The organism is Citrobacter sp. CFNIH10, assembly GCF_002934585.1.
GTDB lineage: Bacteria > Pseudomonadota > Gammaproteobacteria > Enterobacterales > Enterobacteriaceae > Citrobacter_A > Citrobacter_A amalonaticus.
In genome coordinates this window covers 355,875-377,087 of the sequence record NZ_CP026216.1, presented here as the reverse complement: position 1 = coordinate 377,087, position 21,213 = coordinate 355,875, and the positions used below count along the sequence as shown (strand labels likewise).

Sequence of the window (21,213 nt, the reverse complement as noted above, 5' to 3'; positions counted from 1 at the left end):
GGAGTTAATATGAAAACGAAAGTGGCTGCAATATATGGCAAACAGGATGTGCGTATCCGTGAGTTTGAATTACCTGAAATTACGGATAATGAACTGTTAGTCAGTGTGATTTCCGACAGCGTATGCTTATCCACCTGGAAGGCTGCGACATTAGCCAGTGAACATAAACGTGTTCCTGATGATCTGGAAAATCATCCGGTGATTACCGGTCACGAATGTGCCGGGATCATTGTTGAAGTAGGTAAAAACCTAACCGGGAAATATAAAAAAGGGCAACGTTTTGTTTTACAACCCGCAATGGGATTGCCCAGCGGTTATTCCGCAGGATACAGCTACGAATATTTCGGTGGTAATGCCACGTATATGATTATCCCTGAAATTGCGATAAATCTGGGTTGCGTATTGCCATACCACGGTTCTTATTTTGCGGCTGCCTCGCTGGCGGAACCGATGTGTTGCATCATTGGTGCCTATAAAGCGAATTATCATACGACGCCTTATGTGTATAAGCACCGAATGGGGATTAAGCCCGGCGGCAATATTGCGCTTTTAGCCTGCGCCGGGCCAATGGGGATCGGTGCGATTGATTATGCTATTAACGGCGGGATCCAACCGGCACGCGTGGTGGTGGTGGATATTGATGAAACGCGTCTGGAGCAGGCTAAAAAACTCCTGCCGGTCGAACTGGCCGCATGCAAGGGAATCGCACTCACCTATGTGAATTCGTCCGGTATGGCCGACCCCGCGACGCAACTGCGCGAATTAACGGGCGGCGCCGGGTTCGATGACGTTTTTGTCTATGCCGCCGTGCCAGCCGTCGTGGAGATGGCTGACGATCTTCTGGCAGAAGATGGCTGTCTGAACTTCTTTGCCGGTCCGACGGATAGCCGTTTCAAGGTGCCGTTTAATTTCTACAACGTGCATTACAATAGCACTCACGTAGTCGGAACCTCTGGCGGTTCCACTGAGGACATGAAAGAGGCGATTGCACTGAGTGCGACGGGCCAGCTTCAGCCATCGTTTATGGTGACCCATATTGGTGGTCTCGATGCGGTGCCCGATACCGTTCTGAATTTGCCGGATATTCCAGGTGGCAAGAAGCTTATCTATAACGGTGTGACGATGCCGCTGACGGCAATTGCTGATTTCGCTGAGAAAGGCAAAACCGATCCGTTATTCAGAGAACTGGCGCGTCTTGTGGAGGAGACACACGGAATCTGGAATGAGAAAGCAGAAAAGTATCTGCTGGCGCAGTTTGGCGTGGATATCGGGGAGGCGGCGGCATGAAGTCGTTGGCATGGCCGCTGTTTCGCATCACAGAGCAGGCAGCGCTGGCTGCCTGGCCGCAAACCGGCTGCGGCGATAAGAACAAAATAGATGGACTGGCAGTGAGTGCGATGCGCACGGCCTTGAATGACATCGCTATTCGCGGGCGTATCGTCATTGGTGAGGGCGAGATTGATCACGCGCCGATGCTGTGGATTGGCGAAGAGGTTGGCAGCGGCAGCGGGCCAGAGGTTGATATCGCGGTCGATCCTATTGAAGGCACCCGGATGGTTGCGATGGGGCAGAGCAATGCGCTGGCGGTGATGGCGTTTGCGCCGCGGGGAAGCTTGTTACATGCCCCTGATATGTACATGAAAAAGCTGGTTGTTAACCGGCAGGCGAAAGGGGTGATTAACCTGGCGCGGCCCCTGGCGGATAATCTGCGTCAGGTGGCGAAAGCGCTGGGCAAACCGCTGGATCGACTGCGCATGGCCACGCTGGATAAACCGCGGCTTCAGCCAGCCATTGCCGAAGCCACGCAGTTGGGGGTGAAAGTCTTTGCCCTGCCTGATGGTGATGTGGCCGCCAGTGTTCTGGCCTGTTTGCAGGATAACCCTTATGACCTGATGTATACCATTGGCGGTGCGCCAGAAGGCGTGATTTCCGCCTGCGCGGTGAAAGCGTTGGGGGGGGATATGCAGGCCGAGCTGATCGATTTTTGTGAAGCGAAAGGCGACACCGCGGAGCATCGTGTTATCTCTGCCCAGGAGCGCCAGCGCTGCGCGGAAATGGGCGTCGAGGTCAATCGGATCTATACGCTCGACGAACTGGTAGCGGGACATGACGTCCTCTTCAGCGCGACCGGAGTGACCGGCGGCGATCTTGTGAATGGGATCCAACAGGTTGCAAAGGGGGTGCGTACGCAAACTTTACTGATCGGCGGCGCGGATCGAACGTGTAATATAATAGACTCTCTGCATTCATGGTGATTGATCGGGAAACAAATGACGACGCTGACAGAAGACGATGTGCTGGAGCAACTGGATGCTCAAAATAACTTACTTTCGTTTATGACGACGGCACATTCCATTTTGCTACAGGGCATTAAGCGCTTTCTGCCGTCGCTATTTGTCGATAACGATGAAGAGATTGTGGAATATGCAGTGAAGCCGTTACTTGCCCAGAGTGGGCCGCTTGATGATATTGACGTTGCGCTGCGCCTGATTTATGCGCTGGGAAAAATGGATAAATGGCTTTATGCCGATATTACGCATTTTTCGCAGTTTTATCAGTACGTCAGCGAACGGGATGAGATCCCGGGATTTGCCGACGACATCACCTGGGATTTTATCAGCAACGTCAACAGTATTACCCGAAATACGACCTTATATAGCGCGCTGGAGTCGATGAAATTTGCCGACTTTGCGGCGTGGTCTGAGGTGCGTTTTTCCGGAATGGTCAAGACGGCAATGACGCTGGCGGTAACGTCAATTTTAAAGGAACTAACACCGTGAAAATCGGACTGATGGTTAACGGGTTGCGGGTTGAAGCCCATTATCATGATGATGAGATAGAGAACGTTCATAAGCCGTTATTACAGCGACTGGCAAACGTCCATTCCGCGAACGCCAGACGACGCACCGTTGTGTTTCTGAGTGCGCCGCCCGGGACCGGAAAATCCACACTGACCACGTTCTGGGAGTGGCTTTCTCGTCAGGAGCCCTCTTTGCCGGCGATCCAGACGCTCCCGATGGATGGTTTCCATCATTACAATGACTGGCTGGACACGCACCATCTGCGTGCGTACAAAGGGGCACCAGAGACGTTTGACGTTGAAAAACTGGCGCAGAATCTGCGACAGATTAGAGAAGGCGAAGGGACCTGGCCGCAATATGATCGGCAAAAGCACGATCCGGTCGAAGACGCGATTGTCGTAAGCGCGCCAATTGTCATTGTGGAAGGGAACTGGCTGCTGCGGGATGACGAGAGATGGCGGGCGCTGGCGGCGTTCTGCGATTTTTCCCTGTTTATTCGCGCGCCAGCGGAGGCCCTGCGTGCGCGACTGGTGGGGCGCAAGCTGGCTGGAGGATTATCGCCAGCCGATGCCGAGGCGTTTTACGAACGCACAGACGGACCGAATGTTGAGCGAGTGCTGCGCGAAAGTCGTCCTGCCAGTCTGCTACTGGAGATGAATGCCACTGGGGAATACCGTCTTGCCTGATGATAAATTATTCCAGCTAAGACGTGATGATTATTACGCCTTACTGGAATAATTACCCCCGTTTGCAGCGGGTAAAATGTGATGCAGGTCATATAGCTGGCTTAATCGTCTGGACAATCGTTCCTTTTATTCCCCGTTTCGCTTATTCTAGCTGAAGCGTTTCAGTCGATTAAATGTTCGACAAATAATCAATCAGGCGCAGTTTGCGACAGGTAAGGTTCCCCTGAACGATGCGCTGGATTACTCTGTCAGCCACATCTGAATCGGGATAGCCTTGCAGGAGATCTATGACCGTACGCGTAGCGATTAATGGCTTCGGTCGCATCGGACGTAATGTGGTTCGTGCTTTATATGAATCCGGACGTCGGGCGGAAATCACCGTGGTGGCAATCAATGAACTGGCGGATGCTTCAGGCATGGCGCATTTGTTGAAATATGACACCAGCCATGGACGTTTTGCATGGGACGTTCGCCAGGAGCGCGAGCAGCTCATAGTTGGCGACGACGCGATTCGCATTCTGCATGAGTCTTCGCTTGAGGCGCTTCCGTGGCGCGAGCTCGGCGTTGATATCGTGCTGGACTGTACGGGCGTCTACGGGAACCGCGAACACGGCGAGGCGCATATCGCCGCTGGCGCGAAGAAAGTGCTCTTTTCACATCCTGGCAGCAACGATCTCGACGCCACAGTGGTATTTGGCGTCAATCAGGATCAACTGCGCGCGGACCACCGCATCGTCTCCAATGCTTCGTGTACCACGAATTGTATTATTCCCATTATCAAATTATTGGATGATGCCTATGGCATAGAGTCCGGTACGGTGACGACCATTCACTCCGCGATGCACGACCAGCAGGTGATTGATGCGTACCATTCTGACCTGCGTCGGACGCGCGCGGCGAGTCAGTCGATCATTCCGGTCGATACCAAACTGGCGGCAGGTATCACCCGAATTTTCCCGCAGTTTAACGATCGTTTTGAAGCGATTGCGGTGCGGGTACCGACGATAAACGTCACGGCAATCGACTTAAGCGTTACGGTGATGAAGCCCGTAAAAGCCAATGAAGTCAACCAGTTGCTGCAAAAAGCGGCACAAGGTGCATTTCATGATATAGTTGACTATACGGAATTACCGTTGGTCTCCGTCGATTTTAATCACGACCCGCATAGCGCCATTGTTGATGGTACACAAACGCGGGTCAGTGGCGCGCACCTTATTAAGACACTGGTCTGGTGTGACAATGAATGGGGCTTTGCTAACAGAATGCTCGACACCACGTTAGCGATGGCTGCAAAAGGTTTCAGGTAGGGCGCAAGGGCGTCTGCAAAACTTTATCAAGAATCAACGAGAGGATTCACCATGTCTGTAATCAAGATGACCGATTTGGATCTTGCTGGTAAACGTGTTTTTATCCGTGCGGATCTGAACGTACCAGTTAAAGAAGGGAAAGTGACCAGCGATGCGCGTATCCGTGCTTCTCTGCCGACCATCGAACTGGCCCTGAAACAAGGCGCTAAAGTGATGGTGACTTCCCACCTGGGTCGTCCTACCGAAGGCGAGTACAACGAAGAATTCTCTCTGCTGCCGGTTGTTAATTACCTGAAAGACAAACTGTCTAACCCGGTTCGCCTGGTAAAAGATTACCTCGACGGCGTTGAAGTCGCTGCCGGTGAGCTGGTGGTGCTGGAAAACGTTCGCTTCAACAAAGGCGAGAAGAAAGACGACGAAGCGCTGTCCAAAAAATACGCTGCGCTGTGTGATGTGTTCGTGATGGACGCATTTGGTACGGCTCACCGTGCACAGGCTTCCACTCACGGTATCGGCAAATTTGCTGACGTCGCATGTGCCGGTCCGCTGCTGGCTGCAGAACTGGATGCGCTGGGTAAAGCGCTGAAAGAGCCGGCTCGTCCGATGGTCGCTATCGTGGGCGGTTCTAAAGTTTCCACCAAACTGACCGTTCTGGATTCCCTGTCCAAAATCGCTGATCAGCTGATCGTTGGCGGCGGCATCGCGAACACCTTCGTTGCCGCTCAGGGCCACAATGTGGGCAAATCCCTGTACGAAGCAGATCTGGTTGACGAAGCCAAACGTCTGCTGACCACGTGCGATATCCCGGTTCCGACTGACGTTCGCGTCGCGACCGAGTTCTCTGAAAGCGCTGCCGCCACGCTGAAATCCGTCAACGACGTGAAAGAAGACGAGCAGATCCTGGATATCGGCGACGCTTCTGCACAGCAGCTGGCTGAAATCCTGAAGAATGCAAAAACCATTCTGTGGAACGGCCCGGTTGGCGTGTTTGAATTCCCGAACTTCCGTAAAGGAACTGAAATCGTAGCTAACGCAATTGCTGACAGCGACGCGTTCTCTATTGCAGGCGGCGGTGACACGCTGGCGGCTATCGACCTGTTCGGTATTGCTGACAAAATCTCCTACATCTCCACTGGCGGCGGCGCATTCCTCGAATTCGTGGAAGGTAAAGTTCTGCCTGCAGTAGCGATGCTCGAAGAGCGCGCTAAGAAGTAAGACACTCATGGGCAGGGAAACCTGCCCAATTTTCAGCGCGCTTAAGTGGCACGCACCCCTTTCCAAGGCCGAAGATACAGGACTCGTAACATGTCTAAAATTTTTGATTTCGTAAAACCTGGCGTTATCACCGGTGATGACGTACAGAAAGTTTTCCAGGTAGCAAAAGAAAACAACTTCGCTCTGCCAGCAGTTAACTGCGTCGGTACCGACTCTATCAACGCCGTTCTGGAAACCGCTGCAAAAGTTAAAGCGCCGGTTATCGTACAGTTCTCCAACGGTGGCGCTGCGTTCATCGCGGGTAAAGGCGTGAAAACTGACGTTCCTCAGGGTGCGGCAATCCTGGGCGCGATCTCTGGTGCGCACCACGTACATCAGATGGCTGAGCACTACGGTGTTCCGGTTATCCTGCACACTGACCACTGCGCGAAGAAACTGCTGCCGTGGATCGACGGTCTGCTGGACGCAGGTGAAAAACACTTCGCGGCGACCGGTAAACCGCTGTTCTCTTCTCACATGATCGACCTGTCTGAAGAGTCACTGGAAGAGAATATCGAAATCTGCTCCAAATACCTGGCGCGCATGTCCAAAATGGGCATGACCCTGGAAATCGAACTGGGTTGCACCGGTGGTGAAGAAGATGGTGTGGATAACAGCCACATGGACGCTTCTGCCCTGTACACCCAGCCGGAAGACGTGGATTACGCGTACACCGAGCTGAGCAAAATCAGCCCGCGTTTCACTATCGCGGCTTCTTTCGGTAACGTACACGGCGTCTACAAGCCGGGTAACGTGGTTCTGACCCCGACCATCCTGCGCGACTCTCAGGACTATGTTTCTAAGAAACACAACCTGCCGCACAACAGCCTGAACTTCGTCTTCCACGGTGGTTCCGGTTCTACCGCTCAGGAAATCAAAGACTCCGTAAGCTACGGTGTAGTCAAAATGAACATCGATACCGATACCCAATGGGCGACCTGGGAAGGTGTTCTGAACTACTACAAAGCGAATGAAGCGTATCTGCAGGGTCAGCTGGGCAACCCGAAAGGCGAAGATCAACCGAACAAGAAATACTACGATCCGCGCGTATGGCTGCGTGCTGGCCAGACTTCCATGATCACGCGTCTGGAACAGGCTTTCAAAGAACTGAACGCAATTGACGTTCTGTAATCTGGTCCGCTGATTGTAAAAAGGCTTCCTTCGGGAAGCCTTTTTTGCGTGGTTGCCGGAGAATCTCGCCATCCGACAATGCCAGACGGCAGGGGGTTACTGCGTCACGCAGGTACCTTTCTCGCCTGTGAGTATCTGCGGTGCATCTTTCAGCGCGCCAATAAACGCCGAACGCCCGGTTTGCTTAACAAACTGGATCACCGCCGCCGCTTTTGGTCCCATTGCGCCATCCGGTGCCGCAAACGGCGCCAACTCTTCGGTTGTGACATGTCGTAACGCGCGCGCCTGTGGAGTACCCCAGTGTTCATAGACGGCATCGGCATCGGTCAGGATCAGCAGATGATCGGCGTTGATGGTATTCGCCAACACCGCAGCTGTCAGATCTTTGTCGATCACCGCTTCAGTTCCCACGTATCCGTTACCCTGAGCCACCACCGGAACGCCGCCACCGCCACAGCAAATCACCGTATGCCCTGCTTCCATCAGCATCTGGATGGCCTCGCCGTCGAGGATGTTTTGCGGTATCGGTGAGGGAACGACCCGTCGAATGTATTGTCCATCCGCCTTCATCGTCCAGCCATAGCGTTGTTCCAGTTCAGCTTGTTGATCCGGTTGATAGACGGGCCCTATGTACTTACCCGGAGCGGCAAACGCCTCATCCTGCGGGTCTACTTCTACCCGTGTCATCAGCGTGGTCACGGGGCAACCCCCCGTATTTTGCGTCAGCGCCTGGGCGATGGCGGCGCCAATCATTCCCTGGCTTTCAGCCACCAGTATATCCAGCGGCCAGGCGGGTGATTCCGTGTAGGCCGCGTTCTGCAACGCCAGCAACCCGACCTGAGGCCCGTTTCCGTGAACAATCACCAGTTGATAATCGCGAGCCAGCGTCGCTACCCGTTGCGCAAAAACCTGAATGCTGCGTTGTTGGTTTTCCGCACTCAATATCTCTCCGCGCTGTAATAATGCATTCCCACCCAGTGCAATGACCAGTTTCTTTTTCATTATGACCTCAATGTGCAAAATATCTCGTGGTCAAAATAACGTTCCGGTTTTTTTATAATGTGACTTATTCGACAGCTTATTGACTGATAAAAATAACGCGTTAATTAGGATTATTTTTAATTACTTTGTTTAAAATATTTAAAAAATGATTGTTAGACTTTTTTTAATAATGTTGCGGTCAGTTCCCAGGAATTTATAACAATGGATTTTGTGTGACTTTGCTCAAACGAAATGATGTCGCGTCCCGATATGGTGAGCAGAGTTAAAACATCAAGCCTCATCAATCGTCAGATAATATGAGGTGTTCAACGGTAAATATTACCGGGAGATTGCTTATGTCTGAATCATGTGAAGTGACTGAGGTCACGAAGAAAAAAGGAATACCGGCCTGGTGGGTGACCATTTTCCTGTTCTGGCTGGGGTGGATTTTCATGTACGCCGACCGGACGGTATTGAACCCGGTGATGGGCGAGCTGGAAAAAGAGTTTGGCCTAAGTGGAACGCAATTAGGCATTCTTAATTCTGTGTTTTATTTTTCTTATGCGTTATTACAGGTCCCGGCCGGAATACTGGGTGATAAAATCGGTAAGAAAAAAGTGCTGGTGCCTGGGTTTATTCTCTTTGGCGTTTTCACGGCCGTTACCGGTTGGGCAAAAAGTTGGTACACGCTGCTGTTTGCCCGCGTTGTCACGGGCGCGGGAGAAGGGACCTATTACGGTCCACAGTACGGCCTTTCTTCCGAGCAAATCCCTAAAAAATATCGCTCGCTCGGCAGCGCAATCATCAATAGCGGCATGGCCTTCGGTATTGCGCTGGGACTGATGACCTCAAGCTGGCTGGTGTACGATCAGGGCCATTCATGGCGGATGCCGTTCTACGCGATGGCGGTTCCTTCAGTACTGGTGGGGATTGCGATCTGGCTGTTTGTGAAAGAAAAGAAACGCACTGTAGATACCGACGGACAGCCGGTAAAAAAAGGCAAATTCAGCGATCTTCTGAAAAACCGCAACCTCGTTCTGACCTATATCATGGTGTTCTGTAGCCTGTTTGGTTTCTTCGTTATTCTGACCTGGCTTCCCTATTATCTGCAAAATGAACGTGGTATTGCCGGTAGCGAAACTGGATTTATCTCTTCGCTGGTCGCCTGGATTTCAATCCCCGGCGCGCTGTTATTCTCCAGCCTGTCTGACAAATTAGGTAAGCGCAAACCGTTAATTATGTTCCTCGTCCCGGTGGCGATCATCAGCATGCTGTCCATTGTCTGGATGCCAAACATGACTGGCGTGATTGTCGCCCTGTGTATTTACGGTCTCGTCGGCAAACTGGCACTGGATCCCGTGCTGGTTGCGCTGGTTGCCGATAGCGTTGATGAAAATAATTACAGCACCGCGTTTGGCTTATTTAATTTTATCGGCATGAGCTCTTCTATTCTTGCTCCCATTATTGCTGGCGCGGCGCGCGATATAACGGGCAGCCTGGCATCCAGTTTTTATGTGTCAGCCATTCTGTTAGCGATTGGATTGGTTGCGATGCTGTTTTTGAAAGAAAAACGTACATAAGAGGTAGCGGTAATGATTTACGCCTTTATTAAAAAGGGAAGCTTTCAGGACTCCGTCAGCCTGATGATCATTTCCCGGAAATTAAGTGAGCGACCGGAAGTTGACCAGGTTTCCGTCATGATGGGAACGCCAGCGAATAAAGCGATGCTGGATTCTACGGGCTTCTGGCATGACGATTTTGTCGAGGCCACACCGAACGATATTTGTGTGGCGGTACGAACGCATGACGAGCAACCGGAGATCCTCGAATTAATCCGCGAACAGCTGGAAAAAGAGTTAAGCGCAATTGCCAGCGCCTCGGGCGGTTCACAGCAACTGCTGAAAGCGCGTCGCTGGGAGAGCGCGTGCCAGAAATTACCGCAGGCTAATCTGCTGCTGGTTTCGGTTGCCGGGGAGTATGCGGCCTCCGTAGCGAAAGAGGGGCTGTTGGCCGGTAAAAACGTGATGATGTTTTCCGATAACGTACCGCTTGAGCAGGAAGTTGAGCTGAAAACGTTGGCTCGCGAAAAAGGGCTGATTGTGATGGGGCCGGACTGCGGGACAGCGATGATTGCCGGTAGCCCACTGGCATTCGCGAACGTGTTGCCCGACGGTGGAATTGGTGTAATCGGGGCGTCCGGAACGGGCATTCAGGAGGTCACCTCTCAGATTGCGCTGCACCAACAGGGGATCAGCCATGCCATCGGTTTGGGGGGACGCGATCTGAGTGTGGAAGTGGGAGGCATCAGTGCGTTAACGGCGTTGGAGATGCTGGCTGCTGATGATGCCACGCGGGTGATCGCGTTTGTCTCTAAACCGCCGTCGCCGCAGGTCAGAACCCGCATTATCAATGCGATGCAAAAGGTCGGTAAACCGGTGGTCGCGCTCTTTCTCGGGAATAAACCGGAACAACGCTGTGAGGGGAATGTCTGGCTGGCGAATTCGCTCTCAGATGCCGCCCAACTGGCCGTGTTGCTGATGCGAGTGGCTCAGCAGCGCCTGATTCAACCCGAGGTGGCTGGCAAAGGCATTTATGGGCTGTATGCCGGCGGGACGCTCGCGGCTGAAGCGGCGATGTTGCTTTCGGCCGGGCTGGGTGTGCCAGTGAGTGAAAGCCACGCTGCTGGCGTCATGCTCGACGCGCAGGGCCATCGCATTGTCGATCTGGGAGATGACAGCTACACGTTGGGCAGACCACACCCGATGATTGACCCGACAACTCGCAGCATTGAAATCGAAAAGCTGGCAGCGATGCCGGACGTGGGCGTGCTGCTGCTGGATGTGGTGCTGGGCTATGGCGCCTGTGCTGATCCGGCGGGCGCCGTTGTTGAGGCTGTCGAGCAGGTTCGCGCAACGCGAAACGCGCCGCTGGTCACCATCGCCACCCTCACCGGAACCGATGCCGACCCACAGGGACGCAGTGGACAAACCGACATTCTGCGTGATGCAGGCATCGCCGTGGTGGAAACCCTGGAAGAGGCCGTGTTGCTCGCCATCAGCCTGACACATCATCAGGACTCTCGCCCATCCGTTGAACCTAACCCCTTGCTGGATGGCGTACAGGTGATCAATGCCGGACTGCGCAGCTTCGCGCTGGATCTGCAAAGCAGCGGCACGCCGGTTGTGCATTATCAGTGGGCGCCGATTGCCGGTGGCAATGCGCGTCTCGCCAGTTTACTCAAGCAGTTACATTAATTCAGAGGTACCGATATGTATTCATCAATTGCACAGGCCAACGACGCCATTATTGAACGCATCAAAGCCGCCCGCCCACATTGGGTTGCTGTCCGTCCTGCGAAAGAGGCGGTGGTTGAATTGTCCTCCGGGCGTAAATTGCTGCACGCCGGCCCGCCGATTGCCTGGGAAGAGATGACGGGGCCTATGCGCGGTGCCTGTATCGGCGCATCGCTGTTTGAGGGGTGGGCGGCCAGTGAAGAGGAAGCTGTCAGTCTCCTGAATCAGGGCGAAGTGGAATTTATCCCGTGCCACCATGTTGGCGCCGTCGGCCCGATGGGCGGCATCACCTCTGCAAACATGCCAGTGCTGGTCGTACGTGACGTGGTGCATGGCAATCAGTCCTGTTGCAACCTGAACGAAGGGATCGGCAAAGTCATGCGTTTCGGCGCCTACGGTGAGGATGTGCAGACGCGTCTGCGCTGGATGCGCGATACGCTGGCACCGGTGTTACAGGAGGCCTTGTCGCGCATGGAGAACGGCGTGGATCTGACGGCGATGATGGCTCAGGCGATTACGATGGGGGACGAATTCCATCAGCGTAATATCGCGGCCTCGTCGTTACTGCTGCGCACGCTATCCCCTGTGATCGCCGGTCTTGATCGTCCGAAAGCCGAAATCATTGAGGTGCTGCAGTTCCTGAGCGTGACCGATCAGTTCTTCCTTAACCTGGCGATGGCCTACAGCAAAGCGGTGATGGATGCGGCGGCAGTGATTAAAGCCGGTTCGGTGGTGACCGCAATGACGCGCAACGGACGTGAGTTCGGGATTCGCGTCAGCGGCACCGGCGACCGTTGGTTTACCGCGCCAGTGAATACGCCGCAGGGCTTGTTTTTTACCGGCTACAGTCAGGCTGACGCTAACCCGGATATCGGTGATAGCGCCATTACCGAGACGCTGGGCATTGGTGGCGCAGCCATGATTGCTGCACCTGGCGTGACGCGTTTCGTCGGTGCGGGCGGTATGGGGGCCGCGCTGGAAACCTCTGAGGAGATGGCGGAAATCTACCTCGCCAACAACCCTTTGTTCCAGATCCCGTCCTGGGATTTCAAAGGGGCGTGTCTGGGGCTGGATATCCGTCGTGTCGTGGAAACGGGGATTACGCCGCTGATCAACACCGGTATCGCTCACCGCGAAGCCGGAATCGGCCAGGTTGGTGCGGGGACCGTACGTGCACCGCTGCTGTGCTTTGAAAAAGCGTTGGAAGCGCTGGCGGAAGAGCATCACATCACGGCGTAACAGAAATGCCCGGTGGCGCTAACGCTCACCGGGCCTACGGATCGGTGTCACTCGTGGGCCGGATAAGGTGGCGCCGCGATCCGGCATTTCGGAGTAACCTATGTTCATTCTCAATGCCCTGGCCTGCGCCGGGCTTTATCGACTTCCAGAGGGTGAATGGACGCTGCACAGTCGCTTCTCACAGGCGATCAATTTCAGCCATGCTAACGGCGAATTACTGACGTTATACCGCTACGGTAAAGGCATGGGGCCGACCGGCGTGCTGTTGAGTCGTGCACAGTTCTCCCGCCTGACGACGGTTTCACGCTTGTGCAAAACCGGGGATCTGCTGACCGGGCAGGGGGTGACCCTTCGCCCTCAGCGTCAGCTCAGGCTGCAACTGACTCCTTCTGCTATCGCACTGCTCGACCTGTCTTCCTGTGTTCAGCAAACCGGTCTGGGAGGCGCGCTCAACCAGCCACTCAATACCGTGGCGTGTTATCCGCAGATCGTCGCCGGGCTGGAGCGTTGGGCGAATGGTGCCGTGCCAGACTGGCGCTGGCTGATTGGACGAGGTCCCGGACTCACGCCCAGCGGTGATGATATGCTTACGGGAATGCTGGCGGTCTTTATTGCAGCCGGGATACCGGTTCACCTTTTTTTACCCCCGGCGGATCAACTTGCGCAACTGACAACTTCGGTAAGCTGTAGCTATCTTAATAGTGCCAGAGTGGGCGAATTTTCGACGCCGGTGTTGGGGGTGATGCGCAGCTTGCAAACCGGGCGTGACGCAGGCCACGCACTGCGTCGTCTGCTCACGGTGGGGCACACCTCCGGCGCTGACATGGTGTTAGGGATTGCGCTGGCGCAACGCTGGTTGCTGATGGCTGATGGCTGATGGCTGATGGCTGATGGCTGATGGCTGATTCAAGGGGAAAGCATGCTCGATCAGGAAACAATACGTACATTTATTCGGGTAGCTGAGACGGAGAGTTTTTCCCGTGCGGCCAGCTCACTGCATAAAACGCCTGCGGCAATCAGTTACCGCATCAAAACGCTGGAAGAGCAGGTGGGTACGCAGCTCTTTTTACGAACCACGCGTTCCGTCAGCCTGACGTTGGCGGGACAGCATCTGCTCGAACATTGTCGCCAGTGGCTTAACTGGCTGGACGCCATGCCTGATGAGTTGCAGCAGATTAATGCGGGCGTTGAGCGTCAGGTTAATATTGTTATCAATAATTTGCTCTATCAGCCGCAGACGACCGCTGATTTACTGACGTGGCTGCATCAACAATTTCCCTTCACCCGTTTCCAGATCTCCCGCCAGGTCTATATGGGCGTGTGGGATTCGCTGCTGTATGACGACTATCAACTGGCGATTGGCGTGACCGGTTCCGAATCGTTGTCAAACAACATTTCACTGCTGCCACTGGGGGACATTAGCTGGCAGTTTGTGGTCGCGCAGAATCACCCGTTGGCCAGCCATCCGGCAACGGTGTTATCGGACGACATGCTGCGTCGCTACCCCGCCATCAATATTGAAGATACGTCGCGCACGCTCACCCGTCGCGTGGCCTGGCTGCTGAGCGGACAAAAGGAGATTAAGGTTCCGGATCTCAGCACCAAGCTGGCCTGTCACTTAAGTGGCCTGGGCGTCGGTTTTTTACCGGAACGTCTGTGTCGCCCTTACGTAGAATCCGGCGCACTGGTGGCTCGTTCGGTGGTGAATCCTCGCCAGCCGTCACCGCTTTCTATCGCCTGGAAGAATGCCGGAAGTGGAAAAGTGGTCAGCGAAATTGCCGCAATTTTTAAACAAAAACATGGGCTGGTGGGGGGATTTTTGCGGATGGTGGATCGTCCTGCAGAACGGCAATAGCCGTGATATCCAGAATTGAAACATAACGAAAATGGCATATTCACCCATTATTGTTTACCTTTAACGGGGTGTTTTCGTGAGATTGATCTCATTTGCTCTGATTTGTTATGACCAAGGAATATGTAATGGAAGATTTGAATGTTGTCGACAGCATCAACGGTGCGGGGAGCTGGCTGGTCCGCAACCAGGAATTGCTGTTGAGCTATGCCGTCAACATCGTGGCGGCAGTGGCCATTGTGATTGTCGGGATGATCGTGGCGCGTCTGGTGTCGAATACGGTTAACCGCCTGATGGTGGCGCGGCATATCGATGCTACCGTGGCAGACTTTCTTTCCGCGCTGGTGCGCTACGGAATTATTGCCTTCACGCTGATTGCCGCACTGGGTCGGGTAGGGGTACAGACGGCGTCGGTGATTGCGGTGCTCGGTGCCGCCGGTTTAGCGGTCGGTCTGGCGTTGCAGGGATCGTTGTCTAACCTTGCCGCAGGCGTTCTGCTGGTCATGTTCCGTCCGTTCCGTGCGGGTGAGTATGTGGATCTGGGCGGCGTTGCCGGGACGGTGCTGAATGTGCAGATTTTCTCCACCACCATGCGCACCGTGGACGGTAAAATTGTCGTCATCCCGAACGGTAAAATCATTGCCGGCAATATCATCAACTTTTCCCGTGAGCCGGTACGCCGTAATGAATTTATTATCAGCGTCGCTTACGACTCTGATATCGATAAGGTGAAACAGATCCTCACCGGGATTATCGAATCAGACGATCGCATTCTGAAAGATCGCGAAATGACGGTTCGTCTGAATGAGTTGGGCGCGTCGTCGATTAACTTTGTGGTGCGCGTCTGGAGCAACAGCGGCGATCTGCAAAACGTGTACTGGGACGTACTGGAGCGGATTAAGCGTGAATTTGATGCCGCTGGAATCAGCTTCCCGTATCCGCAGATGGACGTGAATTTCAAACGCGTGAAAGAAGTCACGGCAGAATAATGCTATGCCGGATGCGCATCGCAGCATCCGGCAAAATCCCCTCTTCATTAATTTCCCTAATCTACGATTAATATTATCCATTTCCGCTAATAATCATCCCGCGCTATAGTCTGCGCTATAGAGACAACACTCAGGATGATTACCGTGATATCGTATTATTTTCAAGGACTTGCGCTTGGCGCAGCCATGATACTTCCGCTCGGCCCACAGAATGCGTTTGTGATGAATCAGGGAATACGTCGCCAGTATCACATCATGATTGCGCTCCTGTGCGCCATCAGCGATCTGTTGCTGATTTGCGCCGGGATTTTTGGCGGTAGCGCATTACTGATGCAGTCGCCGTGGTTGTTGGCGCTGGTCACCTGGGGCGGAGTGGGTTTTTTGCTGTGGTACGGTTTTGGCGCTTTAAAGACGGCAATGAGTAGCAATCTGGAACTGGCCAGCGCGGAAGTGATGAAGCAGGGACGCTGGAAGATCATCGCCACCATGCTGGCGGTGACATGGCTGAATCCGCACGTCTACCTGGATACATTCGTGGTGCTGGGCAGTCTGGGCGGACAACTGGATGTCGAACCCAAACGCTGGTTCGCGCTCGGCACCGTCAGTGCCTCCTTCCTGTGGTTCTTCGGCCTGGCGCTGCTGGCGGCGTGGCTCGCGCCGCGACTGCGTACCGCAAAAGCGCAGCGGATTATCAATACGCTGGTGGGGCTGGTGATGTGGTTCATCGCTTTTCAACTGGCAAAAGAAGGCGTTGCGCATGTTCACGCCTTGTTCAATTAAGAGCCAGTCCATTAGCGCTCTAAGCGTTGTCTGATGGACAACACACTATTTCGCGCTAAGCTTGCCTGCATGCGCCCTGAAATTTGGGGCAACTCACGTAACATGGAGGAGCGACAGTGAAGTTCAAAGTGATGGCCCTGGCGGCATTAGTGGGATTCAGTGCAATGTCGGTGCAGGCAGGCGAATTGCCTGACGGACCGCACATCGTGACTTCCGGGACGGCAAGCGTGGACGCTGCACCTGATATTGCCACGCTGGCAATCGAGGTTAATGTTGCGGCGAAAGACGCCGCGACGGCGAAGAAACAGGCTGATGAGCGCGTTGCGCAATACCTTTCTTTCCTTGAGCAAAATCAGATCGCGAAAAAAGACATTAGTTCGGCGAACCTGCGCACCCAACCGGATTACGATTATCAGAACGGCAAAAGCGTTCTGAAAGGGTATCGTGCGGTGCGTACTGTCGAAGTGACGCTGCGTCAGTTAGATAAACTCAACCCACTGCTGGACGGCGCGCTGAAAGCGGGGCTGAACGAAATTCGTTCCGTTTCGTTGGGTGTGGCGCAACCGGATGCTTATAAAGACAAAGCGCGTAAAGCGGCGATTGATGATGCAATTCACCAGGCGCAGGAACTGGCGGCCGGTTTTAACAGCAAACTGGGTCCGGTTTACAGCGTGCGCTACCATGTCTCGAACTATCAGCCAAGCCCGATGGTGCGGATGATGAAAGCGGACGCGGCACCGGTGTCAGCGCAGGAAACGTACGAGCAGGCGGCGATTCAGTTTGATGATCAGGTCGATGTGGTGTTCCAGTTGGAACCTGCGGCGGGTCAACAATCTGCGGCAACCGCCAAAGCGCAATAACCTTCCAGGCCGGATGAGGCATGTGCGCCACCATCCGGCAATTTTGTTGATTACTTCGCGATACGTTTGTACTTGATACGCTTTGGCTCCAGCGCGTCAGCGCCCAGCGTGCGTTTCTTGTACTCTTCGTATTCGGTGAAGTTACCTTCGAAGAACTCCACTTTCCCTTCATCCTGGTAGTCCAGAATGTGGGTGGCGATACGGTCAAGGAACCAACGGTCGTGCGAGATAACCATTGCGCAACCCGGGAACTCCAGCAGGGCGTTTTCCAGCGCGCGCAGGGTTTCGATATCCAGGTCGTTGGTCGGTTCATCGAGCAGAAGAACGTTACCGCCAACCTGCAGCAGCTTCGCCAGATGCAGACGACCGCGCTCACCACCGGACAGCTCGCCGACGCGTTTGCCCTGGTCGGTGCCTTTGAAGTTAAAGCGGCCAACATAGGCGCGACTTGGCATTTCGGTGTTGCCGATCTTCATGATATCCAGCCCACCGGACACTTCTTCCCACACGGTTTTGCTGTTATCCATGGCGTCACGGAACTGATCGACGGAGGCCAGCTTAACGGTTTCACCCAGCGTGATGGTGCCGCTGTCTGGCTGTTCCTGACCGGACATCATACGGAACAGGGTGGATTTACCCGCGCCGTTCGGACCGATGATGCCGACGATGGCGCCTTTCGGTACGGAGAAGCTCAGATCGTCAATCAGCACGCGGTCGCCGTAGGATTTACGCAGGTGGCTGACTTCAATGACTTTATCGCCCAGACGCGGTCCTGGTGGAATAAACAGTTCGTTGGTTTCGTTACGTTTCTGGTATTCTGTGCTGTTCAGCTCTTCAAAGCGTGCCAGACGGGCTTTACCCTTAGACTGACGGCCTTTCGCGCCCTGACGAACCCACTCCAGTTCTTTCTCGATAGATTTACGGCGTGCCGCTTCCTGAGAGGCTTCCTGCGCCAGACGCTGATCTTTCTGCTCCAGCCAGGAAGAGTAGTTACCTTCCCACGGAATACCTTCGCCGCGGTCAAGTTCAAGGATCCAGCCTGCGACGTTGTCGAGGAAGTAACGGTCGTGGGTAATCGCCACTACGGTGCCTTCGAAGTCGTGCAGGAAGCGTTCCAGCCAGGCCACGGATTCCGCATCCAGGTGGTTGGTCGGTTCGTCAAGCAGCAGCATGTCAGGTTTTTCTAACAGCAGACGGCACAGTGCGACACGGCGACGTTCACCCCCGGAGAGGGTCGCGATTTTGGCGTCCCAGTCTGGCAGACGCAGGGCGTCGGCCGCACGCTCCAGTTGCACGTTCAGGTTATGACCGTCGTGCGCCTGAATGATCTCTTCGAACTTGCCCTGTTGCGCGGCCAGTTTATCGAAGTCGGCATCTGGCTCTGCGTATTTCGCATAAACCTCATCCAGACCTTTCAGTGCGTTGACCACTTCCGCCACTGCTTCTTCAACAGACTCGCGTACGGTGTGTTCAGGATTAAGCTGAGGTTCCTGCGGCAAGTAACCAATTTTGATGCCGGGCTGCGGGCGGGCTTCGCCTTCAATATCTGTATCAATGCCCGCCATGATGCGCAGCAGGGTGGACTTACCGGCACCGTTAAGGCCCAGTACGCCGATTTTTGCGCCAGGGAAGAAGCTCAGCGAGATGTTTTTAAGAATATGACGTTTCGGCGGAACGACTTTGCCGACACGATGCATGGTATAAACGAATTGGGCCACGTTGGACTCGCCTCTGTATTTATCGTGATGAATATACCCGTCATACTTCAAGCTGCATGTGCGTTTGCTGCACTCGTTCACCCCAGTCACTTACTTATGTAAGTGACTGGGGAGTTCACTCCCTTGCCGCCTTCCTGCAACTCGAATTATTTAGGGTATAGATGTATTCAAAGGCGAAGTGTAGCCTTTTTCCCCTCTCAATCCCAGCCAGCAGATCTCACTCGCAGTAAAAGTAAAAAAGTGTCCGCGACGTGGCGTAAATGCCAATGACTGGTTAGCATGAAATCATTAGGCGGCATGAGGCTGCAGCGACGTATCATATTTAGAGGAAGAGCTTGTGGACAAAGCCCAACGATTTACCTGGCGTCTTATTGCCGCCGGTGTGTGCCTGCTGACGTTAAGTCAGGCAGCGCGAGCCGATTCACTGGACGAGCAGCGTAACCGTTACGCACAGATTAAGCAGGCCTGGGATAACCGACAGATGGATGTCGTGGAGCAGATGATGTCGGGCCTGAAGAATTACCCCCTGTATCCCTATCTGGAATATCGGCAAATCACCGATGATCTGATGAATCAGCCGACCGTCACGGTGACCAACTTTGTACGTGCCAACCCAACCCTGCCGCCAGCGCGTACGCTGGAATCGCGTTTCGTTAACGAACTGGCGCGGCGTGAAGACTGGCGCGGATTATTAGCGTTTAGCCCGGAGAAGCCGAGAACCACCGAGGCGCAGTGCAATTACTATTACGCGAAGTGGAATACCGGGCAAACGGAAGAAGCCTGGCAGGGGGCGAAAGAGCTGTGGTTGACCGGTAAAAGCCAACCTAATGCCTGTGACAAACTGTTCAGCGTCTGGCGCGCGTCTGGCACCCAGGATCCGCTCTCTTACCTGGAGCGCATTCGCCTGGCGATGAAAGCGGGCAACACTGGACTGGTGACGGTACTGGCCGGGCAGATGCCGGCGGAGTACCAGACTATCGCGTCAGCGATTATCTCACTGGCGAACAACCCGAACAGCGTCCTGACCTTTGCGCGCACCACCGGCGCGACCGATTTCACTCGTCAGATGGCCGCTGTGGCCTTTGCCAGCGTCGCTCGTCAGGATGCGGAAAACGCGCGTCTGATGATTCCGTCACTGGTACAGGCGCAGCAGTTGAATGAGGATCAAACCCAGGAGCTGCGCGATATCGTCGCCTGGCGATTGATGGGTAACGACGTCACCGACGAGCAGGCGAAATGGCGAGACGACGCGATTATGCGCTCGCAGTCCACCACGCTGGTGGAGCGTCGGGTGCGCATGGCGCTCGGGACTGGCGATCGTCGTGGCCTGAACACCTGGCTGGCGCGTCTGCCGATGGAGGCGAAGGAAAAGGACGAATGGCGATACTGGCAGGCCGATTTGCTGCTGGAACGAGGACGTGAAGCGGAAGCAAAAGAGATCCTGCATGCGCTGATGCAACAGCGCGGTTTCTACCCGATGGTGGCAGCGCAGCGTCTGGGAGAAGAGTACGTTCTGAAAATTGATAAAGCGCCTGGCGATGTGAATAACGCGCTGACTCAGGGAGCGGAAATGGCCCGCGTTCGCGAACTGATGTACTGGAATATGGATAACACCGCCCGCAGCGAATGGGCGAACCTGGTCACCAGCCGGACGAAGACGGAGCAGGCGCAGCTGGCGCGTTATGCCTTCAACAATCAGTGGTGGGATCTGAGCGTGCAGGCGACGATCGCCGGTAAACTCTGGGATCATCTGGAGGAGCGCTTCCCGCTGGCGTATCAGGATCTCTTTACCCGCTATACCCGTGGCAAAGATATTCCGCAAAGCTATGCGATGGCGATCGCGCGTCAGGAGAGCGCCTGGAATCCGAAGGTGAAATCGCCGGTCGGCGCCAGCGGGCTGATGCAGATTATGCCAGGCACCGCGACGCACACGGTGAAGATGTTCTCTATTCCGGGTTACAGCAGTCAGAATCAGTTACTGGATCCGGAAACCAATATCAATATCGGCACCAGCTACCTGCAGTACGTCTATCAGCAGTTTGGCAATAATCGGATCTTCTCGTCAGCAGCTTACAATGCCGGACCAGGGCGCGTGCGCACCTGGCTTGGCAACAGCGCGGGACGGATCGACGCCGTGGCGTTTGTCGAGAGTATTCCCTTCTCGGAAACGCGTGGCTATGTGAAGAACGTGCTGGCCTACGACGCTTACTATCGCTATTTCATGGGGCAGAAAGACACCCTGATGAGCGATTCTGAGTGGCAGAGACGTTATTAATCCGGTGGGTTATGTTATGATTTGTACTCGTGTATGAGTACAACAGG

At 54.4% G+C, this 21,213-nt stretch carries 18 protein-coding genes; 16 read left to right on the top strand and 2 right to left on the bottom strand.

Annotation, left to right across the window (positions count from 1 at the left end; all coding sequences use genetic code 11):
- The first annotated feature begins 9 nt into the window (after positions 1-9).
- The 7 genes from C2U53_RS05045 (at position 10) to fbaA (ending at position 7,179) form a co-directional block, all read left to right on the top strand.
- A complete protein-coding gene (locus C2U53_RS05045) occupies positions 10-1,287 on the top strand; it encodes a zinc-binding dehydrogenase (RefSeq protein WP_104445687.1) in 1,278 nt (425 codons plus the stop codon).
- Positions 1,284-2,255, top strand: a complete 972-nt coding sequence (glpX, locus tag C2U53_RS05040; RefSeq protein ID WP_042998044.1) for a class II fructose-bisphosphatase — start codon at positions 1,284-1,286, stop codon at positions 2,253-2,255. The genes C2U53_RS05045 and glpX overlap by 4 nt, the downstream gene beginning before the upstream one ends.
- A gap of 15 nt (positions 2,256-2,270) precedes the next feature.
- On the top strand, positions 2,271-2,780 hold the full coding sequence (locus C2U53_RS05035; protein WP_042998043.1) for an MltR family transcriptional regulator: 510 nt from the start codon (positions 2,271-2,273) through the stop codon (positions 2,778-2,780).
- A complete protein-coding gene (locus tag C2U53_RS05030; protein WP_042998042.1) occupies positions 2,777-3,487 on the top strand; it encodes a nucleoside/nucleotide kinase family protein in 711 nt (236 codons plus the stop codon). The genes C2U53_RS05035 and C2U53_RS05030 overlap by 4 nt, the downstream gene beginning before the upstream one ends.
- A gap of 287 nt (positions 3,488-3,774) precedes the next feature.
- Positions 3,775-4,794 (top strand): erythrose-4-phosphate dehydrogenase, encoded by a 1,020-nt coding sequence (epd, locus tag C2U53_RS05025; protein ID WP_042998041.1) that lies wholly within the window; start codon positions 3,775-3,777, stop codon positions 4,792-4,794.
- Positions 4,795-4,845: 51 nt separating this feature from the next.
- Entirely contained in the window at positions 4,846-6,009 is a 1,164-nt protein-coding gene (gene pgk, locus C2U53_RS05020; RefSeq protein WP_042324055.1) for a phosphoglycerate kinase, read from the top strand.
- 90 nt (positions 6,010-6,099) lie between these two features.
- Positions 6,100-7,179 (top strand): class II fructose-bisphosphate aldolase, encoded by a 1,080-nt coding sequence (gene fbaA, locus C2U53_RS05015; protein WP_042998040.1) that lies wholly within the window; start codon positions 6,100-6,102, stop codon positions 7,177-7,179.
- Positions 7,180-7,275: 96 nt separating this feature from the next.
- Here fbaA and C2U53_RS05010 read toward each other — a convergent pair whose 3' ends face one another.
- Complete coding sequence (locus C2U53_RS05010) at positions 7,276-8,181, bottom strand: carbamate kinase (protein WP_042998039.1); 906 nt, start codon at positions 8,179-8,181, stop codon at positions 7,276-7,278.
- Between the two features lie 335 nt (positions 8,182-8,516).
- On the opposite strand from C2U53_RS05010, the gene C2U53_RS05005 reads away from it, so the two are divergent.
- The 8 genes from C2U53_RS05005 (at position 8,517) to C2U53_RS04970 (ending at position 17,173) form a co-directional block, all read left to right on the top strand.
- Positions 8,517-9,740 carry an MFS transporter gene (locus C2U53_RS05005; protein WP_042998038.1) on the top strand — a complete coding sequence of 408 codons (1,224 nt, stop codon included), beginning with the start codon at positions 8,517-8,519 and terminating at the stop codon, positions 9,738-9,740.
- Between the two features lie 12 nt (positions 9,741-9,752).
- On the top strand, positions 9,753-11,414 hold the full coding sequence (locus C2U53_RS05000; RefSeq protein WP_104445686.1) for an acyl-CoA synthetase FdrA: 1,662 nt from the start codon (positions 9,753-9,755) through the stop codon (positions 11,412-11,414).
- A 15-nt stretch (positions 11,415-11,429) separates the two neighbouring features.
- Complete coding sequence (locus C2U53_RS04995) at positions 11,430-12,692, top strand: DUF1116 domain-containing protein (RefSeq protein ID WP_042998036.1); 1,263 nt, start codon at positions 11,430-11,432, stop codon at positions 12,690-12,692.
- Between the two features lie 100 nt (positions 12,693-12,792).
- Entirely contained in the window at positions 12,793-13,569 is a 777-nt protein-coding gene (locus C2U53_RS04990; protein WP_042998035.1) for a DUF2877 domain-containing protein, read from the top strand.
- 42 nt (positions 13,570-13,611) lie between these two features.
- Positions 13,612-14,547: an HTH-type transcriptional activator AllS gene (gene allS, locus C2U53_RS04985; RefSeq protein ID WP_042998034.1), complete on the top strand. Its 936-nt coding sequence runs from the start codon at positions 13,612-13,614 to the stop codon at positions 14,545-14,547.
- A 125-nt stretch (positions 14,548-14,672) separates the two neighbouring features.
- A complete protein-coding gene (locus tag C2U53_RS04980; RefSeq protein WP_042998033.1) occupies positions 14,673-15,533 on the top strand; it encodes a small-conductance mechanosensitive channel MscS in 861 nt (286 codons plus the stop codon).
- A gap of 144 nt (positions 15,534-15,677) precedes the next feature.
- Positions 15,678-16,313 carry an arginine exporter ArgO gene (gene argO / locus C2U53_RS04975; protein WP_090049175.1) on the top strand — a complete coding sequence of 212 codons (636 nt, stop codon included), beginning with the start codon at positions 15,678-15,680 and terminating at the stop codon, positions 16,311-16,313.
- A 116-nt stretch (positions 16,314-16,429) separates the two neighbouring features.
- Positions 16,430-17,173 carry an oxidative stress defense protein gene (locus C2U53_RS04970; protein ID WP_042998032.1) on the top strand — a complete coding sequence of 248 codons (744 nt, stop codon included), beginning with the start codon at positions 16,430-16,432 and terminating at the stop codon, positions 17,171-17,173.
- Between the two features lie 50 nt (positions 17,174-17,223).
- Here C2U53_RS04970 and ettA read toward each other — a convergent pair whose 3' ends face one another.
- Positions 17,224-18,891 (bottom strand): energy-dependent translational throttle protein EttA, encoded by a 1,668-nt coding sequence (gene ettA, locus C2U53_RS04965; protein WP_044255637.1) that lies wholly within the window; start codon positions 18,889-18,891, stop codon positions 17,224-17,226.
- A 337-nt stretch (positions 18,892-19,228) separates the two neighbouring features.
- Between ettA and sltY the strand changes: the two genes are divergently transcribed.
- Complete coding sequence (sltY, locus tag C2U53_RS04960; RefSeq protein WP_104445685.1) at positions 19,229-21,166, top strand: murein transglycosylase; 1,938 nt, start codon at positions 19,229-19,231, stop codon at positions 21,164-21,166.
- Positions 21,167-21,213: the final 47 nt, after the last annotated feature.

What these genes read in the sequence shown, in the direction of transcription:
- C2U53_RS05010 (WP_042998039.1), bottom strand. Translation starts at nt 8,181, where the DNA reads ATGAAAAAGAAACTGGTCATTGCACTGGGTGGGAATGCATTATTACAG.
- pgk (WP_042324055.1), top strand. Translation starts at nt 4,846, where the DNA reads ATGTCTGTAATCAAGATGACCGATTTGGATCTTGCTGGTAAACGTGTT.
- C2U53_RS05045 (WP_104445687.1), top strand. Translation starts at nt 10, where the DNA reads ATGAAAACGAAAGTGGCTGCAATATATGGCAAACAGGATGTGCGTATC.
- C2U53_RS04990 (WP_042998035.1), top strand. Translation starts at nt 12,793, where the DNA reads ATGTTCATTCTCAATGCCCTGGCCTGCGCCGGGCTTTATCGACTTCCA.
- allS (WP_042998034.1), top strand. Translation starts at nt 13,612, where the DNA reads ATGCTCGATCAGGAAACAATACGTACATTTATTCGGGTAGCTGAGACG.
- fbaA (WP_042998040.1), top strand. Translation starts at nt 6,100, where the DNA reads ATGTCTAAAATTTTTGATTTCGTAAAACCTGGCGTTATCACCGGTGAT.
- epd (WP_042998041.1), top strand. Translation starts at nt 3,775, where the DNA reads ATGACCGTACGCGTAGCGATTAATGGCTTCGGTCGCATCGGACGTAAT.
- C2U53_RS05035 (WP_042998043.1), top strand. Translation starts at nt 2,271, where the DNA reads ATGACGACGCTGACAGAAGACGATGTGCTGGAGCAACTGGATGCTCAA.
- C2U53_RS05000 (WP_104445686.1), top strand. Translation starts at nt 9,753, where the DNA reads ATGATTTACGCCTTTATTAAAAAGGGAAGCTTTCAGGACTCCGTCAGC.
- glpX (WP_042998044.1), top strand. Translation starts at nt 1,284, where the DNA reads ATGAAGTCGTTGGCATGGCCGCTGTTTCGCATCACAGAGCAGGCAGCG.
- C2U53_RS05005 (WP_042998038.1), top strand. Translation starts at nt 8,517, where the DNA reads ATGTCTGAATCATGTGAAGTGACTGAGGTCACGAAGAAAAAAGGAATA.
- C2U53_RS04995 (WP_042998036.1), top strand. Translation starts at nt 11,430, where the DNA reads ATGTATTCATCAATTGCACAGGCCAACGACGCCATTATTGAACGCATC.
- C2U53_RS04980 (WP_042998033.1), top strand. Translation starts at nt 14,673, where the DNA reads ATGGAAGATTTGAATGTTGTCGACAGCATCAACGGTGCGGGGAGCTGG.